Genomic DNA, 18,874 nt, shown 5'->3' with positions numbered 1-18,874 from the left:
ACAGGCTGATCGTTAAACCAAGGTACCCCCATGCGTCTGTTCCACACCTCCGACTGGCACCTCGGCCAGAACCTTCATGGTCAGGAGCGAGATTTCGAACATGCCAGCTTTCTGACCTGGCTCCTGGCCCGTCTGGCCGAGCGCAATCCGGATGTCCTGCTGATTGCCGGCGACATCTTTGACACGGTCAATCCGCCGGTCAAATCACAGGAGCGCCTGTACGACTTCATCGTCAGCGCCCACGAACAGAATCCGCAGCTGACCATCGTCATGATCGCCGGCAACCACGACTCCGGCTCGCGCATCGAACTGCCCGCGCCGCTGATGCGACGCCTGCGCACCCACGCTCTGGGCCGGGTGCTGTGGCTCGACGATGGCGTGCTCGATGTCGATCGCCTGTTGCTGCCGCTGACCAACGCCAAGGGCAAAATCGTCGGCTGGTGCCTGGCGCTGCCCTTCCTGCGGCCGGCTGAAGTGACCGGCGCGGCGTTGGGCGACAACTATTTGCGTGGCATCGGTCAGGTCCATGAAATGCTCATCGCCGCCGCGAACCAGCGGCGCAAGAAAGGCCAGGCGCTGATTGCCATCAGCCACGCGCACATGGCCGGCGGCTCGGTGTCGGAAGACTCCGAACGCAGCCTGATCATCGGCAACGCCGAGGCCCTGCCCGCCAGCCTGTTCGGCGACAGCATCACCTACGTCGCGCTGGGTCATCTGCACAAGCCACAGCGGATTAACGGCGAAGACCGCATTCGCTACAGCGGCTCGCCCATTCCCCTGTCGTTTTCGGAAATCGGCTACCAGCATCAGATCCTCGAAATCGAGTGCGACGGTGACAAGCTGGTCAGCGTGAAACCGCTGTTAATACCCCGCGCCGTCAATCTGCAAAGGGTCGGCCCGGCGCCACTGGCCGAGCTGTTGCTGCAACTGCGGGATCTGCCGGACATCGACCTGCTCGCCGACGTCGACCGCCAGCCGTGGCTCGAAGTCCGCGTGCGCCTGGACGAACCGCAGCCCGACCTGCGCAACCAGATCGAGGCCGCGCTGGAAGGCAAGGCCGTTCGGCTGGTGCGGATCGCCGCCGAATACGCCGGCAAGGGCAGCCGCGAAGACGCCAACCAGGACCTGATCGAACTGGACCAGTTGAGCCCGCAGGAACTGTTCAGCCGCGCCTGGCAGGACAGCTACGGCAGCGAGGTCGACGAACAGACGCTGCAGGATTTCGCGACCCTGCTTCAGGACGTTCAGCTGGAGAGCGAGCAGCCATGAAAATCCTCTCCATTCGCCTGAAAAACCTCGCCTCGCTGGCCGGTCCGTTCGAGCTGGATTTCACCGCCGAGCCCCTCGCCAGCGCCGGCCTGTTCGCCATCACCGGCCCCACCGGCGCGGGCAAAAGCACGCTGCTGGACGCCCTCTGTCTGGCGCTGTTCGGCGCGATTCCCCGGCTGAACAACATTGGCCAGTCCCGCGTGCCGGAGATCGACGGCGACATCAGCACCAACGACCCGCGCAACCTGCTGCGTCGCGGCACCGGCAGCGGTTACGCCGAGGTGGATTTCGTCGGCATCGACAAGCGTCGTTATCGCGCGCGCTGGGAAGCCAACCGAGCCCGCGACAACGCCACGAAAAAACTCCAGGCCAGCCGCCAGACGCTGATCGATCTGGACAGCGAACAGATTCTCAGCACGCAGAACAAGACCGAGTACAAGACCCTGCTGGAAGCGCGCCTGGGGCTGAACTTCGAGCAGTTCACCCGCGCGGTGATGCTGGCGCAAAGCGAATTCAGTGCCTTCCTCAAGGCCGACGACAAAGACCGCAGCGAGCTGCTGGAAAAGCTCACCGACACGGCGATCTACAGCCAGTTGGGCCGCCGCGCCTACAGCAAAAGCAAGGAAGCCGAAGAGGCGCTGAAAACCCTTCAGGCCCAGGCCGGCACGCTCACGCCGATGGAGCCGGAGCAGCGCGCCGAGCTTGAGCAGCGCTGCAACGAAGCCCGGCAGGAGCTGAAACTGCAACAGGCGCAACTGCGCCAGCTGGAGCTCAAGCAGCAATGGTTCAAGGAATTGAATCGCCTGGGCGACAGCCATCATGCCGCCAACGAACAGCTCGCCAGCGCCCAACAGACATGGGACGCCCACAGTGCCGATCGCCAGCGGCTTGCGCTGTTGGAGCGTCTGGCGCCACAGCGGCATCTGTTCGGTCAGCGCGCCCGGCTTCAGGCTCAGCTCGCGCCGCTCACCGCTGCGATTCAAGCCGATCAGCTCAAGCAAACCGGACTGGATGCGCGCATTGCCGAGCTGGACAGCAAGCGCATCAACGCAGACAGCGCGTTGCAGCAGGCGCAGGAACAACTGATCAACGCGCGGCCCGCCCTGAGTGAAGCGTTCGAGCAGCAGGCCAAGCTCAATCATTTGAATCAGGAGCTGCAACAGCTCGACGAGCAGGCACGCGCCGCGCAACAGGCCAGCACCGAGGGGCAGTCGACCCTCGATCAACTGGCCGAGCAGCAGCGCCAAGTCGAGTCGCGCTTGCAGTCCATCGCCGAGCAACTGGAGCAGAGCGCGTCGCTGACCACCTTGAGTCAGTCGTGGAGCGCCTACCGGCCGCGTCTTCAGCAAACCGTGCAGCTCAGCGCGCGCCTGATTCAGGGCCGTGCCGAGCTGCCGCAGCTGGAAAAAAACGCCACACTCGCCGAGCAGACACTAAGCGAGCGCCGCAGCGCGTTGCAGGCGCTGTACGACGACGCCGAGGTCAAGGCCGACGCGGTCAGCCACGACATCGAGCGGCTGGGACAACTGCTGCAGGATAACCGTCAGCAGCACAGCGCCAGCGACTCCCTCGAACGCTTGTGGCAGCGCCATCAGGACGTCGCCGGCCGGTTGCTGGACGTGCAAACCCGCCAGCAGCAGGCCACCGAGCGTCGCGCCCAAGGCATCGCCCAAGGCCTGAAACTCAAGGCCGAACACGAAGCCGCCGAGCAGGCGCTGAAGGTCACCGTTGAACTGCTGCAACGCCAGCGCCTGGCCCGCAGCGCCAGTGTCGAGCAACTGCGCGAGCAATTGGTCGATCAACAACCGTGCCCGGTGTGCGGCAGTGAAGAACATCCGTATCACCAGTCCGCTGCGTTGCTGGAAGCGCTGTCGGGCCATGACGATGGCGAAGAGGCGCGCGCCCGGCAAACCGTCGGGCAGCTCAGCGAAAAGCTCGCCGAGCTGCGCGCCGAAGTCGCTGAGCTCAATAACCAGCTCAAGCAGTCCAAGCCGCAGCAGGACCAACTGGCCGAACAGCTGCAAACCCTGGCACCTGAGCTGGAAGCTCACCCGCTGTATCCGCGCTTGCTGGAGCAACCCGAGCACTTGCGCGGGGACTGGCTGAGCGAACGCCTGCATCAACTGGCCCAGGACATCCTCAGCGCCGAGCAGCGCCAGACCCGACTACTTAAAGTGCAGCGGGATGCTGAGTCCCTGCAGCAGCAAGTGCTTGAGGCGCGCGAGGCCAGTCAGCAGGCCATGAAGCTGCTGGACGATCAGCAACGCCATATCGCGCTGGACAACCAGGATTTCGAAGCAGCGTTGCAGGAGTTCGAGCCCCTGCTACCCGCCGAAAGCCTGAGCCAGTGGCGCGAGTCGGCGACCCAGAGCTTCATGCAGCTGGATAACGACATTGCCGCCCGCGTCGAGCAGCTCGATCAGCAGAAGAACGAGCAGCAGGAGCACAGCGAGCGGGCGCAAAAACTGGAGCGCGAGCAGGTTGCGCAGCAGAGTCGCGAGACAGAACATCAGAAGGTGCAGGCGCAACTCGCTGCCCGTCAGCAGCAGCAACAGACGGTGCAACAGCGCCTGGCACAGACCCTCGGCGATCATGCGTCCCCCGAGCGCTGGCAGCACGCCCTTGAACAGGCGGTCGAGCAGGCCCGTGAGGCTCAGGCCGCCATCGCCTACGAACTGCAAGCGGCGCGCAGCGAACTGATCAAGCTGACCGCCGAACTGGAGGGTGAGCAACAGCGCTTGCAGGCCCTTGAACAGGAATTGGCAGAACTCGAACGGCAGATCGCCGAGTGGCGCAGCAGCCACAGCGAGCTGGATGATGCCGCGCTTGAGGCCTTGCTGGGGATGAGCGACGACAGTGTTGGCGAGTTACGTCAGCAATTGCAGTCCAGCGAAAAGGCGCTGGAGCAAGCCAGGGTGTTGGTGGAGGAGCGTGCGGCGCAGTTGCAACAACATCAGGCCCAGCACAGCGACAGTGGCGATGCCGAGCAGTTACTGACCGCGTTGACCGAAGCGCAGGCGCAATCGGTCATTCAGGATCAGCTATGCGCCGACTTGCGCGCTCAGGTCAGCGAAGACAACCGCCGTCGCGACGCCAGCAGCGCACTGCAGGAACGCATCGCCCAGGCGCAGTCCGACTATCAGCGCTGGGGCCGGCTCAACGCGCTGATCGGCTCCGCCACCGGCGACACGTTCCGCAAGATCGCCCAGGCGTACAACCTTGATTTGCTGGTGCACCACGCCAACGCGCAGCTCAAGCAGCTGGTGCGACGCTATCGCCTGAAACGCGGCGGCAGCATGCTCGGCTTGCTGGTGATGGACACCGAGATGGGCGACGAACTGCGCTCGGTTCACTCGCTGTCGGGCGGGGAAACGTTCCTGGTGTCCCTCGCCCTGGCGCTGGGCCTGGCCTCCATGGCGTCAAGCACGCTGAAGATTGAATCGCTGTTCATCGACGAAGGCTTCGGCAGCCTCGATCCTGAATCCCTGCAACTGGCCATGGACGCCCTTGACGGGCTGCAAGCCCAGGGCCGCAAGGTCGGCGTCATCTCCCACGTACAGGAAATGCACGAGCGCATCCCCGTGCAGATTCAAGTGCGGCGTCAGGGCAATGGCCTGAGCACGGTCGAGGTCAGCAGCGGCTGATCCGTTTTTTCACGACGCACGGACACGCCCGATGGCGTTTCTGTGCAACCCTGTATCCCTTGCGCGGCAGCAGTCGCGCCAAACTCGAAAGAAGGTAAAACCACGTGGCAAACTCAAAAGTATTCTTCGACATCACTGCAGACGGCGAGAAAATGGGCCGCATCGTCATGGAGCTGCACAACGACGTCGTTCCGAAAACCGCTGAAAACTTCCGCGCGCTGTGCACCGGCGAAAAAGGCGACGGCCTGAGCTACAAGGGTTCGTCGTTCCACCGCGTGATCCAGAACTTCATGCTGCAGGGCGGTGACTTCACCAACCACAACGGCACCGGCGGCAAGTCGATTTACGGCAACAAGTTCGAAGACGAAAACTTCACCCTCAAGCACACCGCCCCAGGTGACCTGTCGATGGCCAACGCTGGCCCGAACACCAACGGCAGCCAGTTCTTCATCACCACCATCGTCACCGAGTGGCTGGACGGCAAGCACGTCGTGTTCGGCAAAGTCGTTGAAGGCATGGACGTGGTCAAGGCCATCGAAGCGCTGGGTTCGCAATCCGGCCGCACCAGCAAGAAAGTCGTCATCGCCGATTGCGGCGAACTGACCGAGGCCTGAGCATGATGTCGGCGCTTCACGCTGAATCGATGGCGCCGACGCTCTACTCGTTTCGCCGCTGCCCCTACGCCATGCGCGCCCGCATGGCGCTGGGGTATTGCGGCGTACCGGTGACCACGGTGGAAGTCAGCCTCAAGGCCAAACCGGCGGAGATGCTTGAACGCTCACCCAAAGGCACGGTGCCGGTTCTGGTCCTGCAAGACCGGGTGCTGGAGCAGAGCCTGGACATCATGGGCTGGGCCCTGGCGCAGCATGACCCGGACGATTGGTCCCTGGCCCAGGACCCTGACGGGCAGCGGCAGATCGCCGCGCTGATCGCGGAAAACGACGGCAGGTTCAAGCAGGATCTGGATCACTACAAATACGCCGTGCGTTATCCCGAATTCACCCAGGACGACTACCGCCAGCGGGGAGAGAGGTTTCTGCGCAGGCTGAACGAATCACTGGCTTCACGGGACTTTCTGATCACCGATCGACTGACCCTGGCCGACATCGCCATTGCGCCGTTCGTACGGCAGTTTTGCGCGGTGGATGCGGACTGGTTCTGGCAAAGCCCCTACCCTCACCTGCAGCGCTGGTTACAGCGATTTCTGGCATCGGACCTGTTCATCACGGCGATGGCCAAGCGCTGATTGCGACCGCATTGGTTGCTGGCTGAACCCCTTCGCTACACCACGTCCAGCTGAAAGATCGGTGAAATCATCTCGCTGTGCCGTGGCGGAGGATTACCCGCGTTAAGCTTCTGCGAGCGCTGCATCTCGACCGCTTCAGCGACCTCGGTCTTGAACTCCATGCTGCGTGCCACACCACCCACCGAACCTTCGCCATGGCCGAGCAATGAGCAGCCGTTGTTGATCAACGCGAAAAACACAATCACCCAGAAGTTCGCGCCTTTCACGATGCACGCCCCTGGGACTGAACAGCCGCGCGATTGAGTTCAACGGACGCTGTTTGCGTCGACATCTGCGACGGGGCATTGAGTTGTGGGTTCGTGCTGATGACGGTGACCACTGCGATGAAAACAACATACAACGCGATGGCGGTATAAGCGCCGTGTTTAATTGAAGTGAGGATGGCAGTGGCCATGTGTGTAGCTCCGGGACGTGTCTGTTTCAGGCGCCCAGAATGCTTGAAGTGAGTGCTATTAAAAAACGATGGCTGGCGATTCAAAAGATCGATGGGGTTGATTATTCAAGAAGTTAATCAGGCTAATAGACCAACGCATTGGTTATATTTACATCAATCCAAGTGGAGCGAGCTTGCTCGCGAATAGGCTGGGACATCCACTAAATCTCCAGAGGTTGAAATGCAGTCTTCGCGAGCAAGCTCGCTCCCACAGGATCGGTGCCTGCTGTCGGAAACCGGGCGTCGCCCCCTTGAATCCAACCCACAAAAAAATCCCCATCGCTTATTCAGCAGACGGGGCCGAGGAAGGGAATTCAGCGCTTTCGCGAACAAGCTCGCCGGCACTTGATGCATGGCCTGACACGCAGTGGTCAGTGGGTCGCATCAACCTGTAGAAGACGAAGTTGCTCGCGAAAGCGTTTTCCGGCTTTCACAAAGTTGCAGATCAAATCAGGTTCTTACAAATCCATTCCCCGGCAACGATACGTTCGTTAACGGGGAATGGATTCACTTCGAATTTCTATTCATTGTTGAATCTTGTGATCCAGAGCGGCATAGAAGTTGGCGCTTTGTTGCAGGTACTTCGGGGTGTAACTCTGGGTCGAGCTGACTTTCTTGTCGGTCGCTTCAACGCTGGCACTGGCAGGCAATGCAACGGTGGCGGAGATGGCGGACGCGGCGATGATGGAGAAGAGATTGAAGTTCATGGTGGGTACCTCGCTGTGGTGTGTCGTTTCAAGTCTTGACCGTCGTGGCCGTGGAATGAAAGTTACGCCCGAGGATGATTTGGAAAAAATCTTTTCTGGCACTAGCCCTTATCACTTGAATTGATACACCGGCTGAGCCATTGAAAATCAAGGGCTCAGCCTGCGTCAAAGCGTCACGGGATGTCAGTGCGCGGTAAGGAAATGGAAGTCAGACGGCGAATCGAAGTCGACTTTCTGCACGGTGTCACCCAGCAGACCGGTTTTCGGGTCAACGCGGACGGTCACGATCTGGTTGCTCTTCTGGTTGGCAATCAGCACGAAGTGGCCGCTCGGGTCGAAGGCGAACTCGCGCGGTTCCTTGCCTTCCACGGCGCGGCGCTGGATTTCCTTGAGCTGGCCGTTGGCAGCATTAATGCTGAACACCAGCAGCTCATTCACTTCGCCACGGTTGGCAACGTAGAGGAATTTGCCGTCCGGCGAGGTGTGCAGGCCACCGGCAGCGCGGTTTTGCTGACCTTCCTTGTTGGCGAGGTCCACCAGTTGGGTCTGCTTGAACACGCCGTCGTGATAGTCAAACACCGCCACTTGCGCCGTCATTTCCATGGTCAGCCAGGCGTGTTTGCCGTCTTTGCTGAAGGTCAGGTGGCGCGGACCGCTGCCCGGTGGCAGGTCGATTGCAGGCACCTTCGCCGGTTGCAGCGGCTGCGGCTTGGTGGCGTCGTAGTTGAAGACAAACATCTTGTCAGCGCCCAGGTCCATGGCGATCAGGTACTTGCCGTCAGGCGTGGGTACCGCTGCGTGGACGTGAGACGAAGCCTGGCGCTCCGGATTGACCTTGCTGGCTTCGTGGGTGGCGGTCTGCACCACCGGCGCCAGTTTGCCGTCCTTGCCGACCGGCACGACCGCCAGTACGCCACCCGGATCAGGGTGTACGGCGTAGTTGGCAACGAACAGGAAACGCCCGTCCAGGCTCAGGCTGGAATGGGTCGGCTCGTCACTTTTGGTGTCAACCTGATTGAGAAACGACACCGCATGGGTCTTGGGATCGATTGAGTAGCTGCTGACCCTGCCGACGACGTCGGTCTGGCCCGGGCCGTTTTCGTTGACCGCGAACATATGGCGCTGGTCCTTGGAGAGCGTCAGCCAGGACGGGTTTTCAGTCTGGATGACCTGACGCGGCTTGGCGTCGAGCTGGCCGGTCTGGGTGTTGAAGCCGAAGCGGTAAATGCCTTCGCTGGCGCCGGCGGTATAGGAACCGACCAGTACGTCGTAATCAGTCATGGGTTTGGCCTGAACAGAGAGCGCGGAAAGGCTGCTGGCGAGCGCTAACCACGGCAGAATTCTGGGAGTCATTGGGGTGTTCTCTTGTTGGAGTTGTTGGCGCGCCATGCACGCGGAATGTCACGGCTATGACAGCGTATTGCGGAAAGTAGTTGCCTGGCGGGGACAGCGTAGGCGACCCGTCAGGCTGAAACTGCGGCGTCACTTGGCTAAACACAATCACTGTGGGGGTGAGCTTGCTCACGAAGACGGTTCATCTGGTAACCATCCATGGGGTGGATGCTGCCTTCGCGAGCAAGCTCGCTTCCACAGACAAGCCTTCTGCGGTGCGTTAGTACGCGATTACTCCTGTTCGCCCTCTTCATCCTCGTCACTCGCCGAGATTCCATTGAGCACAACGATGCGGTGGTCGGCGTTGCCGTCATTGATGACCCAGCTCTGCAGCGCGGCATCGAATTCGGCAGCGTCGATCTGCGCCAGAGAGAAGCGCCAGACCTTGCGCTCGCGGCCGTCCATGCTTTCGATCTGGAGCATTTCGTCGAGGGTGAATTCGAAGGCGTGCAGGCCGTCGATTTCCAGCATGCTGTGGGCGGTCAGCGCGGCCTGGAGTTTAGTGCGCAGGGATTGAGGTGTGGTGGTCATGGCAGTGATTCGCATCAGTGAAAGCGCGAATGATAGGTGAAAAGACGCCGAGGCGCTGGCCTCGGCGTCCGATGACCGCAGGTTCAGTCCTGAACCGCTTCCTTCGCGTAATAGCGCGACGGGATGCCCCAGACGATCAGCGCGATGGCCAGCACGCTGACGCCGAACAACGCGAACAGCGCCGGCGTCGCCGTGCCGGTGAGGTCCTTGATGCGGCCGACCATGAACGGCGCGATGATCCCGCCCAGTTGCCCGAGGGAGTTGATCAGCGCGATGCCCGCAGCGGCAGCGATGCCAGTCAGGAAGCGCGGCGGGATGGTCCAGAAAATCGGCATCCAGGCGATGATGCCGGTCATGATCATGGTCATGCCGATCACCAAAGGCACCAGTTGCCCGGGAAACAACGCACAGACCAGATAGCCCGCAGCGGTCAGCGTCGCGCAGCCCGCCATGTGCCAGCGCCGCTCGCCGTGGCGGTCGGAGCTGGCGCCTATCAGCAGATTGCCAATCACCGCGCCCACATAGGGAATCACTGTCAGCAAGCCAATGTTCAGGGTGTCGGTCACGCCAGCGGTTTTGATCAACTGCGGCATCCAGAACAACAGCCCGGTCAGCGCCATGACCAGACACAGATAAATGCCTGACATCACGTAGGTGGTCGGGTGTCTCCAGATGTCCTTTACGGTTTGTTTAACGACGGGCTTGGCCTCTTTCGCCATGCGCGCCAGTACCACCTGTTTCTCCTGATCACTTAACCAGGTGGCGTCTTCGATACGGTCTTTGACCAGCCAGAACACCACGCCGCCGAGCAGGATGGACGGGATGCCTTCGATCAGGAACAGCCAGCGCCAGCCGGCCAGGCCCATGACGCCGTCGAAGTGACCGAGGATCAGCCCGGCAATCGGACCGCCGACGATCCCGCACAGGCAGATGGAGCTTTTGAAGTAGGAGTTGACCCGCGCCCGACGTGAGCCGGGATACCACTGGGTGAAGAAATACAGGACGCCGGGGACGAAGCCGGCTTCCATTACGCCGATCAGAAAGCGCAGCGTGTAGAACCAGAATTCGGTCTGCACGAACATCATGCAGGCGGAGGCGATGCCCCACGAGACCATGATCCGCGCGATCCAGATTCGCGCGCCGATCTTGTGCAGCAACACGTTGCTCGGCACTTCGAACAGGAAGTAGCCGACGAAGAACAGGCTCGCGCCCAGGCCGTAAACGGTTTCGCTGAATCCCAGGTCGCTGGCCATCTGCAGCTTGGCAAAGCTGATGTTGACGCGGTCCAAATAGGCAAACAGGAAACAGGCGATGAACAACGGCACGATTCGCCAGCTCACCTTGCGATAGATGCTGTCCTCAAGGGCGTCGGCATCAAGGCGTTCCAGCGGGATGGCAGTGGCGGTCATGGGTCGCACCTCGTTTTGTTTTTATGGGTGTCGTATCGAGCGCAGCAGCCAGCCACTGTAGGAGTGAGCTTGCTCGCGATAGCGAAATTCCGGTCACCCCTTTCAGTGACTGGATCACCGCTTCGCGAGCAAGCTCACTCCTACAGGATTTCTGCAACGCGGCGAATCACCACGCATGCAGTCCTGGCCATTCAAGCGTTCCGCAAGAGCGGGACATCAAAGCTGCTTGATGCCACCCGGCTGGAAAACCGCCTCGGCCGGCGCAATGCCGTTGATCAACGGCGCGCCAAACTCATGCTGGCTGATCTCGAACTTGTCCCCCGGCTGGGTCTTGATGCCATCGGCAAATGACAGCGTCGCGGTGCCGAAGAAATGCACATGCACATCCCCCGGCCGCAGGAACTGGGCGTATTTGAAGTGGTGGTATTCGAGGTTTTCCAGGCTGTGGCACATGTTGGCCTCACCGCTCAGGAATTCCTTCTCCCACAGCACTTGCCCGTCGCGGCGGATGCGGCTGGTGCCCGCCAGATTCTGCGGCAGCTCGCCAACCCGCAGTTCCGGGCCGAAGGAGCAGGCGCGCAGTTTGGAATGGGCGAGGTACAGGTAGTTCTTGCGCTCCATGATGTGATCGGAGAATTCATTGCCGATGGCGAAGCCCAAACGGTAAGGCTTGCCATCGTGACCGATCACGTACAGGCCACTCAGCTCAGGCTCTTCGCCGGCGTCTTCGGAAAACGGCGGCTGCGGGAACGACTCACCCGGACGGATGACGATGCTGCCGTCGCCCTTGTAGAACCATTCCGGCTGCACGCCCGGCTGACCGGCTGCCGGTTTGCCGCCTTCCAGGCCCCATTTGAAGATGCGCATGGTGTCGGTCATGGCCGCTTCGTCATTGCCCTGCTGGTGCATTTTGTCCCGGGCCGAGGCGCTGCCCAGATGGGTCAGGCCCGTGCCGCTGACCAACAAGTGCGCCGGATCGGGGTGATCCAGTGGCGGCAAAATCATCAGATCGGCGCGCAGCTGCGAGTAATCGTGGTTGTCGCCCAGGCCCAGACTGTCGACCTGCTCGGCGAGGGAGATCTTCTTGTCGATGGCCGCCAGGGCCAGATCACGGGTGCTGGTCGCGCCCTGGATTTCGCGCACCAGGGGGCCGTCCACCAGACCGACGCGACGCTGGCCATTGCCCAGCTCGAACTGTACTAAATGCATGGGATTCTCCTGTTTGGGGTCTACACGGCCGCCCCAGAGAGCGGCCTGAGGTTAACGAGAGCCGCGCGCGCTGGCGGCGAATTTGGACTCGGGCAAGGCGTGCTTGCGTTCCAGGACACGGTAGACCACGCCGGTCAGAATCAAACCGCAGATCATCACGCCCGAAAGGAAGTACAAGCCGCTGGCCAGATTTCCGGTCAGTTCTTTCAGCCAGCCGATGACGAAGGGGCCGATGTAGCCGCCCAGATTGCCCACCGAGTTGATCAACGCAATGCCCGCCGCGGCACTGGCGCCGGCGAAGAAACGACCGGGCAAGGTCCAGAACACTGCGGTGCAGGAAAACAGTGAGAACGCCACCAGCGACAGCGCCGCCAGTTGCAGCACCGGCACGGTCAGGTATGCGCTGAGAAACAAACCAATAGCGCCGATGACATATAGCACCGCCAAGTGACCATAGCGGTCATTGAGCCGGTCGGAGCTGCGCGGGACGATCAACAGGCCGACGATGCCGAAGATGTAGGGCACAGCAGAAATGAAGCCAGTGGTCAGGTCGCTGCCGCCAAACTGTTTGATCAGCGTCGGCAGCCACAGGCCCAGGCCATAAATGCTCAGGGTGACCGGAAGGTAGAACAGCGCCAGCAGCAGAACGCGTTTGTCTTTAAGCGCGTGCAGCGGATTGCCGTGGCGGGTCTGGCCGTATTCTTCCAGGTCCTTTTTCAGCTCGCCGGCAAGCCACTGTTTCTCGACCGGATCCATCCACTTCACGTCTTTCGGGCCGTCAGGCAACCAGCGCAAGACCGGCAGGGTCAGCACAATCGCCGGCGCGCCGATGCACAGGAACAGCCACTGCCAGCCGTGCAAACCGGCCACCCCTTCCATGCCCAGCAGACCGCCGGAAATCGGGCCGGTGATCATCATCGCGATGGGTTGGGAAAGAATGAACAGGCCGAGGATCTTGCCGCGATGGCGAACCGGGAACCATTGAGTGATGTAGTACAGAACGCCCGGGAAGAAGCCCGCTTCGGCCGCGCCCAGCAGAAAGCGCATGACGTAGAAGCTGGTCGGGCCCTGGACGAACGCCATGCCCATGGTGATGGCGCCCCAGGTGAGCATGATCCGGGCGAACCAGCGCCGCGCGCCGAAGCGTTCGAGCATCAGGTTGCTGGGGATCTCCAACAGGAAATAGCCAATGAAGAACAGGCCGGCGCCCATGCCATAGGCCGCGTCGCCGATGCCCACGTCCGCGCCCATGTGCAGCTTGGCGAAGCCGACGGCGGAACGATCCACATAAGCGATCAGGTAGAGCAGGATCAGAAAGGGAATAAGTTTCAGGGTGATGCGACGAATAAGCCTGAGTTCCTGGCTCATGGATGCGGTCCTCATTGTTTTTGTTATGGAAGCCTGCGGGGATCGCCTCTGCCTTCGTGTGCGCATTGCTGCGGAAGAAGCCGGCAGGGTCGTCCCTCGGTCGAGATCGACTATATAGTATTACTATTTAAGGTTACAACTCTTCCACTCGCGACATTTTCGGCCTATTTTAGTCATCACCTGCAGCCTTTAGTCTTACAAATAAGCCCTAACAATAAGAGTGCTGATTTATGTCCGATTCCAATAACAAACCCGTGCTGCGCTCCGCCCAGTGGTTCGGTACCGCTGATAAGAACGGCTTCATGTACCGCAGCTGGATGAAGAACCAGGGCATCGCCGACCATCAGTTCCAGGGCAAGCCGATCATCGGCATCTGTAACACCTGGTCCGAGCTCACTCCCTGCAACGCCCACTTCCGCACCATCGCCGAACACGTCAAGCGCGGCGTGATCGAGGCCGGTGGTTTCCCGGTGGAATTCCCGGTCTTCTCCAACGGCGAATCGAACCTGCGCCCCACCGCGATGCTGACCCGCAACCTGGCGAGCATGGACGTCGAAGAGGCGATTCGCGGCAACCCCATCGACGGCGTGGTGCTGCTCACCGGTTGCGACAAGACCACCCCTGCCCTGTTGATGGGCGCCGCCAGCTGTGACATCCCGGCCATCGTCGTCACCGGCGGGCCGATGCTCAACGGCAAGCACAAGGGCAAGGACATCGGCGCTGGCACCATCGTCTGGCAGATGCACGAATCCTACAAAGCCGGGCAGATCAGCCTCGACGAATTTCTCTCCGCCGAATCGGGCATGTCCCGCTCGGCCGGTACTTGCAACACCATGGGCACCGCCTCGACCATGGCGTGCATGGCCGAAGCGCTGGGTACTTCGTTGCCGCACAACGCTGCGATTCCTGCCGTCGATTCCCGTCGTTATGTACTGGCGCACATGTCCGGCATGCGCGCGGTGCAGATGGTCAACGAAGACCTGCGCCTGTCGAAAATCCTGACCCGCGAAGCCTTCGAAAACGCCATTCGCGTCAACGCGGCCATCGGCGGCTCGACTAACGCGGTTATCCACCTCAAGGCCATCGCCGGTCGTATTGGCGTGGACCTGGAACTGGACGACTGGACCCGCATCGGTCGCGGCACGCCAACGTTGGTGGACCTGCAGCCTTCCGGGCGCTTCCTGATGGAAGAGTTCTACTACGCCGGCGGCCTGCCTGCGGTGTTGCGTCGTCTGGGCGAGAACAACCTGATTCCCCACCCCGAGGCCTTGACCGCCAACGGCAAGACGCTCTGGGAAAACGTGCAAAACTCGCCGATCTATGGCGACGATGAAGTGATCCGCGCCATCGACAATCCGCTGGTGGCCGATGGCGGTATCTGCGTGCTGCGCGGCAACCTTGCACCATTGGGCGCAGTGCTCAAGCCGTCCGCCGCCACGCCTGCGCTGATGAAGCATCGGGGCCGTGCGGTGGTGTTCGAGAACTTCGACATGTACAAGGCGCGCATCAACGATCCGGATCTGGACGTCGACGCCAGCAGCATTCTGGTGATGAAGAACTGCGGGCCGAAGGGTTATCCGGGCATGGCCGAAGTTGGGAACATGGGTCTGCCGGCCAAATTGCTGGCCCAGGGCGTGACCGACATGGTGCGGATTTCCGATGCACGCATGAGCGGCACGGCGTACGGCACGGTGGTGTTGCACGTGGCGCCCGAAGCGGCTGCCGGCGGTCCGCTGGCGGTGGTGCAGGAAGGTGACTTCATCGAACTGGATTGTGCAACCGGCCGCTTGCACCTGGACATCCCGGAAGCGGAACTGGCCGCGCGCCTGGCCGATTGGCAAGCGCCGCCACAGTTGTTGATAGGCGGATACCGTCAGCTGTACATCGACCACGTGATGCAGGCGGATCAGGGTTGCGATTTCGACTTCCTGGTCGGCATGCGCGGCTCGGAAGTGCCACGGCATTCGCATTAATTGAAAGCACCGCCTTGCTCGCGACTGCTGATTTTCAGCCACTGGAGAGCCGACGACTGGAAATAAGCGTTCGTGAGCAAGCTCACTCCCATAGGTCCTCGGCATGGCTCGAAATCTCAAGTCAGCCACGGTCTGGTGGGAGCGAGCTTGCTCGCGAAGACGTCAGTCCAGCCGCTGCATCTCTGGCGGCTGGACATAAGCTTTCGCGAGCAAGCTCGCTCCCACAGGTTCGGTGTTCAGCCGAACAATCTCAGGTCATTTCGAGCGGCGCGCCTCATTGTCCGCCAATGCTATGATGCGCCGCATTCACCGCTCAGGATCGCCCCGCGCACCATGGATTACCGTAAGCCCTCCGACCGTAAAAGCATGCACTCGCGCATTGTCCAGGACATCGGCATGCAGATTGTCTCGGGCCGCTTCAAGCCCGACGACAAGCTCCCCGCCGAAGCCTTGCTCTGTGAAGAATATGCGGTCAGCCGTCCGGTGCTGCGCGAAGCCACGCGGGTGTTGGTCGCCAAAGGGCTGGTGTATTCCCGGCCGCGGGTGGGCACGGTGGTCAAGCCGCGGCGCGAATGGCACATCCTCGATCCGGACGTTCTGCACTGGCTGATGCAAAGCTCGCCGCAGAATGAATTTTTCGCCCTGCTCACCAGCGTGCGCAGCATCATCGAACCGGCCGCCGCCGCCCTCGCCGCGCAACATGCGACCCCCGAAGACCTCACCGCCATTAGCGAAGCCTACGAGCGCATGGCTGCGGCGCCGACCGTCGAAGACGTGCTGCAACCCGACCTCGATTTCCACAGCCGCATCGCCGACGCTACACACAACGACCTGCTCGCGCACCTGTGCAACATGCTGTCGCTGGCACTGCGCGAGGCGTTGAAGCATTCCAACAAGCGCCCGAACCTGCACGAACTGGCATTACCTCGCCATCGCGCTATCCTCACCGCCATCGAAAACCGCGATGCACTGGGCGCCCATCACGCCACGCTGGTACAACTGGACGATGCGCGCAACGCGCTGAATGTGGTGCTCGGAAAAGGCGTGAAGCTTTAATTGGCAGACGCTCCTACCGTGTCCACCATCAGGCGGCTTACGCTCCCACAGATTCGCCCACAGCGTCATTGTTGTCAGGGCAGATAAATACTGAACAACCCGCCACCCAAGGCGCCGCCGTTGGCAATTTCGATGTGGCCGGGGACGCCTTTGCGCTGATGCTGCCGGGCAATGTTCGCCGCGAAATACAAACCCAACCCCGTGCTGCCGCTGTTCTGGTTGATCCCCAGCACGTAGTCGGTCTGCTCCTCGATCATGCGCGCGGGAAAGCCCGGGCCGTCGTCGTTGATGCTGATCACCAGTTGCTCGCCGACCTGTCCTGCCGTAATCAGCACTTCGCTGCGCGCAAAGCGAATGGCGTTGATGACCACGTTGGACACCACCGAGCCCACCAGCTCGCGATCAAAGAAACCCGGCAAATCGAAAGCATCGACGGTAAAGCGGGCAGAGATGCCGCGACTGACGAGAACTTCCTGATGGAAGGCCAGCTGTGCTTCGATGAAATCGTCCAGCTCGTGATAATCCGGGCGCAACGGCAACTGGTTGACCCCCAGCTTGTACAGCCCAAGCAGTTGCACCAGCATGCCGTTCAGGTGGGCGAATTCGTAATCGATGACACCCTGATCCGGCGTACCACGACAGTTCTCGGGAAGCTGCCTGACCCATTGACCGTGGGCCTGAATCAACGAACCCAGCGAGTTCTTCATGTCATGGACAGTGGAAGCAATCACCATAGAGAAGTCGAGCCCGAGATCCTGATCTTTCATTCGCCGAAAGCCCTCAGCCGCAGTTTCTGGAAGCGCTCGAAGCGCGGGTCGGTCTCTGGCATCTTGCCGACCATCTTGAGACTGTTCTGGCATTCCGCCAAGCTCGCCGCGTCGAGGTTCTGAACGCCCATGTGCAGCAGCGACTGCGCCATGTTCAGGGCGATACTGATGTTCTTCGGTTGCAGGGCCAGGCCCTGGCGGAATAGATCCTGCGCCTCGCCGAGCTTGCCGGCGCGGTAGCAGCGAATGCCCTGAACGTTGAAGTCGATAGCCGCTTTGCCCGCACCGAGAATCTCGGGATCGTCGGTCTGCTTCGCGATGTTCTGCATGACCACCGGATCGTCGCCGTAAATCTCGGCACAGCTTTTCAGAATGCCCGCGCCGGCGTTTTCCTGGCCGAGGGCCTTGAGCTGCGACGCCACTGCCAGCGCCGCATCGGCGCTGAGAAACTGCTCCATGCCCTCAAGCCGCTCCATCGCCTGCTCGGTCAGCTTGGCGGCCATGTCCGGATCGGAAGACGCGACGCTGGTGGCTTTCATCAGACGCGCGCGCACCTGCAGGCCGGCATCGTTGCCGTTCTCTTTGGCGACTTCGGTCAGGGTCTGGTTGATCTCCACACGAGTGCGCGCATCCAGTCCGCGCTCGCCGCCACGGCTGATCAATGCCTGAGCAAAACCCAGGTTGGTTTCCGGGTCCTTGAAGCGAGAAAACTGGCCCTGGGAAACGGCCTGACGATACGCTTTGGACGCACCGTCGAAGTCCTCATTTTCCAGCGCCAGCTTGCCCAGCAAACGCTGACGGCGAACGGCGTAGGGCGACAAGCGCACCGCCTCTTCCAGCATCTTCTGGGCGCGCTTGTTGTCGCCGCTGGCCACCAACACATCGGCCAGCCCGTCGTACAACACTGGCATGGCGTTGAAGGCGCGAATCGCTTCTTCGTACACGGCTTGCGCTTCGGCATTGCGGCCGCGCTTGAACAGCAGCCTGCCCAATGCCGCATACGCCCAGGGTTGCGGGCGGTCCGCGAGGATCGACTTGAGAAAGGCTTCCAGCGGCTCGTGCTGGTTGAGGTCACGCAGTGCGTCGGCCTTGTAGCGCAGGCACAGCGGCGCAAAACGGGGGTCCTGTTTGGTCAGCGCGAGGCAGGCCGCCAGCACTTCGGTGGGGTTGCTGCGATCGAGCGCTTGCAGGATCGGTTTGAGCAGGGTCTTGCGCTGGACGATCTTCTCCAGACGCTGAGCCAGGCTCGCGCGGTTGAACGGCTTGGTGAGGTACGCATCGGGCTCCCACTCCAGGGCGCTCATCACCATCGCCTGGCTGTTTTCAGCGGTGACCATGACGAACACGCTTTCATGGCTGATCAGCCGATCGGTCATCAGGTCTTCAAGCACCTGCTGGCCGTTTTTCTTGCCATCGCCCAAATTGAAGTCGTGGAGGATGAAGTCGTAGCGCTTCTGCGCGCACATCTTCAGCGCCTCTTCGCCGGTGTCGGCAGTGTCCACTGCCCTGACGCCCAGCTCGCGCAGCATCGAGCGGACCGAACTGCGGAAGTCGGAAAAATCGTCGACGATCAGAAAGGTTTTTTGGTTCCACGCCAGCATCGAGATTCCTGTCACCGGATAAATAGTCGGCCCTGAGGCACTTGCAAGGGCGGCGGTCTCGTTCCCAACGTCCGGGCAGAGACGGCCAATAGAGTTGCGGCATGACGCCGCTTGTCCGAGTTATCGGCGGCTGCAGGGCAAAGCTTAGGCACGCCGCACGGGAAAAGTGACGAGGCGTGCGCCGGGTTGACGGGGCATCGACGCCGAAA

General features: G+C 61.3%; 16 protein-coding genes. 6 read left to right on the top strand and 10 right to left on the bottom strand.

Annotated elements, in window-relative coordinates:
- Positions 1-30: 30 nt before the first annotated feature.
- From FX982_RS14165 to FX982_RS14150, 4 genes are all read left to right on the top strand, one after another.
- Complete coding sequence (locus tag FX982_RS14165) at positions 31-1,269, top strand: exonuclease SbcCD subunit D C-terminal domain-containing protein (RefSeq protein ID WP_172611281.1); 1,239 nt, start codon at positions 31-33, stop codon at positions 1,267-1,269.
- Entirely contained in the window at positions 1,266-4,913 is a 3,648-nt protein-coding gene (locus FX982_RS14160; RefSeq protein WP_172611280.1) for an AAA family ATPase, read from the top strand. Before FX982_RS14165 ends, FX982_RS14160 begins: the two co-directional genes overlap by 4 nt.
- Before the next feature lie 104 nt (positions 4,914-5,017).
- Positions 5,018-5,527, top strand: a complete 510-nt coding sequence (locus FX982_RS14155) for a peptidylprolyl isomerase (protein ID WP_172611278.1) — start codon at positions 5,018-5,020, stop codon at positions 5,525-5,527.
- 5 nt (positions 5,528-5,532) lie between these two features.
- Positions 5,533-6,159, top strand: coding sequence for a glutathione S-transferase (locus FX982_RS14150; RefSeq protein WP_172613057.1), 627 nt, complete (start codon positions 5,533-5,535; stop codon positions 6,157-6,159).
- 35 nt (positions 6,160-6,194) lie between these two features.
- Here FX982_RS14150 and FX982_RS14145 read toward each other — a convergent pair whose 3' ends face one another.
- The 8 genes from FX982_RS14145 to FX982_RS14110 all read right to left on the bottom strand — a co-directional run bounded on the left by FX982_RS14145 (position 6,195) and on the right by FX982_RS14110 (position 13,268).
- On the bottom strand, positions 6,195-6,425 hold the full coding sequence (locus FX982_RS14145) for a hypothetical protein (RefSeq protein WP_172611276.1): 231 nt from the start codon (positions 6,423-6,425) through the stop codon (positions 6,195-6,197).
- Positions 6,422-6,613, bottom strand: coding sequence for a hypothetical protein (locus tag FX982_RS14140; protein ID WP_172611274.1), 192 nt, complete (start codon positions 6,611-6,613; stop codon positions 6,422-6,424). Before FX982_RS14140 ends, FX982_RS14145 begins: the two co-directional genes overlap by 4 nt.
- A gap of 563 nt (positions 6,614-7,176) precedes the next feature.
- Positions 7,177-7,359, bottom strand: a complete 183-nt coding sequence (locus FX982_RS14135; RefSeq protein WP_065986171.1) for a hypothetical protein — start codon at positions 7,357-7,359, stop codon at positions 7,177-7,179.
- Between the two features lie 183 nt (positions 7,360-7,542).
- A complete protein-coding gene (locus tag FX982_RS14130; RefSeq protein WP_172611273.1) occupies positions 7,543-8,712 on the bottom strand; it encodes a lactonase family protein in 1,170 nt (389 codons plus the stop codon).
- 270 nt (positions 8,713-8,982) lie between these two features.
- Entirely contained in the window at positions 8,983-9,282 is a 300-nt protein-coding gene (locus FX982_RS14125; RefSeq protein WP_172611272.1) for a DUF5629 family protein, read from the bottom strand.
- A gap of 83 nt (positions 9,283-9,365) precedes the next feature.
- On the bottom strand, positions 9,366-10,691 hold the full coding sequence (locus FX982_RS14120) for an MFS transporter (protein WP_172611270.1): 1,326 nt from the start codon (positions 10,689-10,691) through the stop codon (positions 9,366-9,368).
- Positions 10,692-10,907: 216 nt separating this feature from the next.
- Positions 10,908-11,900, bottom strand: a complete 993-nt coding sequence (gene araD1 / locus FX982_RS14115) for an AraD1 family protein (protein ID WP_172611269.1) — start codon at positions 11,898-11,900, stop codon at positions 10,908-10,910.
- Positions 11,901-11,951: 51 nt separating this feature from the next.
- Positions 11,952-13,268: an MFS transporter gene (locus tag FX982_RS14110; RefSeq protein WP_172611267.1), complete on the bottom strand. Its 1,317-nt coding sequence runs from the start codon at positions 13,266-13,268 to the stop codon at positions 11,952-11,954.
- 230 nt (positions 13,269-13,498) lie between these two features.
- Here FX982_RS14110 and FX982_RS14105 point away from each other — a divergent pair, with 230 nt between their 5' ends.
- Together FX982_RS14105 and FX982_RS14100 are read left to right on the top strand one after the other, a co-directional pair.
- Positions 13,499-15,241 carry an IlvD/Edd family dehydratase gene (locus tag FX982_RS14105; protein ID WP_172611265.1) on the top strand — a complete coding sequence of 581 codons (1,743 nt, stop codon included), beginning with the start codon at positions 13,499-13,501 and terminating at the stop codon, positions 15,239-15,241.
- A 333-nt stretch (positions 15,242-15,574) separates the two neighbouring features.
- Positions 15,575-16,297, top strand: coding sequence for a FadR/GntR family transcriptional regulator (locus tag FX982_RS14100; protein WP_172611263.1), 723 nt, complete (start codon positions 15,575-15,577; stop codon positions 16,295-16,297).
- 74 nt (positions 16,298-16,371) lie between these two features.
- Here FX982_RS14100 and FX982_RS14095 read toward each other — a convergent pair whose 3' ends face one another.
- Both FX982_RS14095 and FX982_RS14090 read right to left on the bottom strand, forming a co-directional pair.
- Positions 16,372-17,064 (bottom strand): sensor histidine kinase, encoded by a 693-nt coding sequence (locus tag FX982_RS14095; protein WP_172611262.1) that lies wholly within the window; start codon positions 17,062-17,064, stop codon positions 16,372-16,374.
- A complete protein-coding gene (locus FX982_RS14090; RefSeq protein ID WP_172611260.1) occupies positions 17,061-18,665 on the bottom strand; it encodes a response regulator in 1,605 nt (534 codons plus the stop codon). The genes FX982_RS14095 and FX982_RS14090 overlap by 4 nt, the downstream gene beginning before the upstream one ends.
- Positions 18,666-18,874: the final 209 nt, after the last annotated feature.

It is taken from the genome of Pseudomonas graminis, from assembly GCF_013201545.1.
In the GTDB taxonomy this organism is placed as follows: domain Bacteria; phylum Pseudomonadota; class Gammaproteobacteria; order Pseudomonadales; family Pseudomonadaceae; genus Aquipseudomonas.
This window is presented reverse-complemented; position numbering and strand designations above follow the sequence as displayed.

What these genes read in the sequence shown, in the direction of transcription:
- FX982_RS14165 (WP_172611281.1), top strand. Translation starts at nt 31, where the DNA reads ATGCGTCTGTTCCACACCTCCGACTGGCACCTCGGCCAGAACCTTCAT.
- FX982_RS14160 (WP_172611280.1), top strand. Translation starts at nt 1,266, where the DNA reads ATGAAAATCCTCTCCATTCGCCTGAAAAACCTCGCCTCGCTGGCCGGT.
- FX982_RS14150 (WP_172613057.1), top strand. Translation starts at nt 5,533, where the DNA reads ATGTCGGCGCTTCACGCTGAATCGATGGCGCCGACGCTCTACTCGTTT.
- FX982_RS14140 (WP_172611274.1), bottom strand. Translation starts at nt 6,613, where the DNA reads ATGGCCACTGCCATCCTCACTTCAATTAAACACGGCGCTTATACCGCC.
- FX982_RS14135 (WP_065986171.1), bottom strand. Translation starts at nt 7,359, where the DNA reads ATGAACTTCAATCTCTTCTCCATCATCGCCGCGTCCGCCATCTCCGCC.
- FX982_RS14130 (WP_172611273.1), bottom strand. Translation starts at nt 8,712, where the DNA reads ATGACTCCCAGAATTCTGCCGTGGTTAGCGCTCGCCAGCAGCCTTTCC.
- FX982_RS14125 (WP_172611272.1), bottom strand. Translation starts at nt 9,282, where the DNA reads ATGACCACCACACCTCAATCCCTGCGCACTAAACTCCAGGCCGCGCTG.
- FX982_RS14120 (WP_172611270.1), bottom strand. Translation starts at nt 10,691, where the DNA reads ATGACCGCCACTGCCATCCCGCTGGAACGCCTTGATGCCGACGCCCTT.
- araD1 (WP_172611269.1), bottom strand. Translation starts at nt 11,900, where the DNA reads ATGCATTTAGTACAGTTCGAGCTGGGCAATGGCCAGCGTCGCGTCGGT.
- FX982_RS14110 (WP_172611267.1), bottom strand. Translation starts at nt 13,268, where the DNA reads ATGAGCCAGGAACTCAGGCTTATTCGTCGCATCACCCTGAAACTTATT.
- FX982_RS14105 (WP_172611265.1), top strand. Translation starts at nt 13,499, where the DNA reads ATGTCCGATTCCAATAACAAACCCGTGCTGCGCTCCGCCCAGTGGTTC.
- FX982_RS14100 (WP_172611263.1), top strand. Translation starts at nt 15,575, where the DNA reads ATGGATTACCGTAAGCCCTCCGACCGTAAAAGCATGCACTCGCGCATT.
- FX982_RS14095 (WP_172611262.1), bottom strand. Translation starts at nt 17,064, where the DNA reads ATGAAAGATCAGGATCTCGGGCTCGACTTCTCTATGGTGATTGCTTCC.
- FX982_RS14090 (WP_172611260.1), bottom strand. Translation starts at nt 18,665, where the DNA reads ATGCTGGCGTGGAACCAAAAAACCTTTCTGATCGTCGACGATTTTTCC.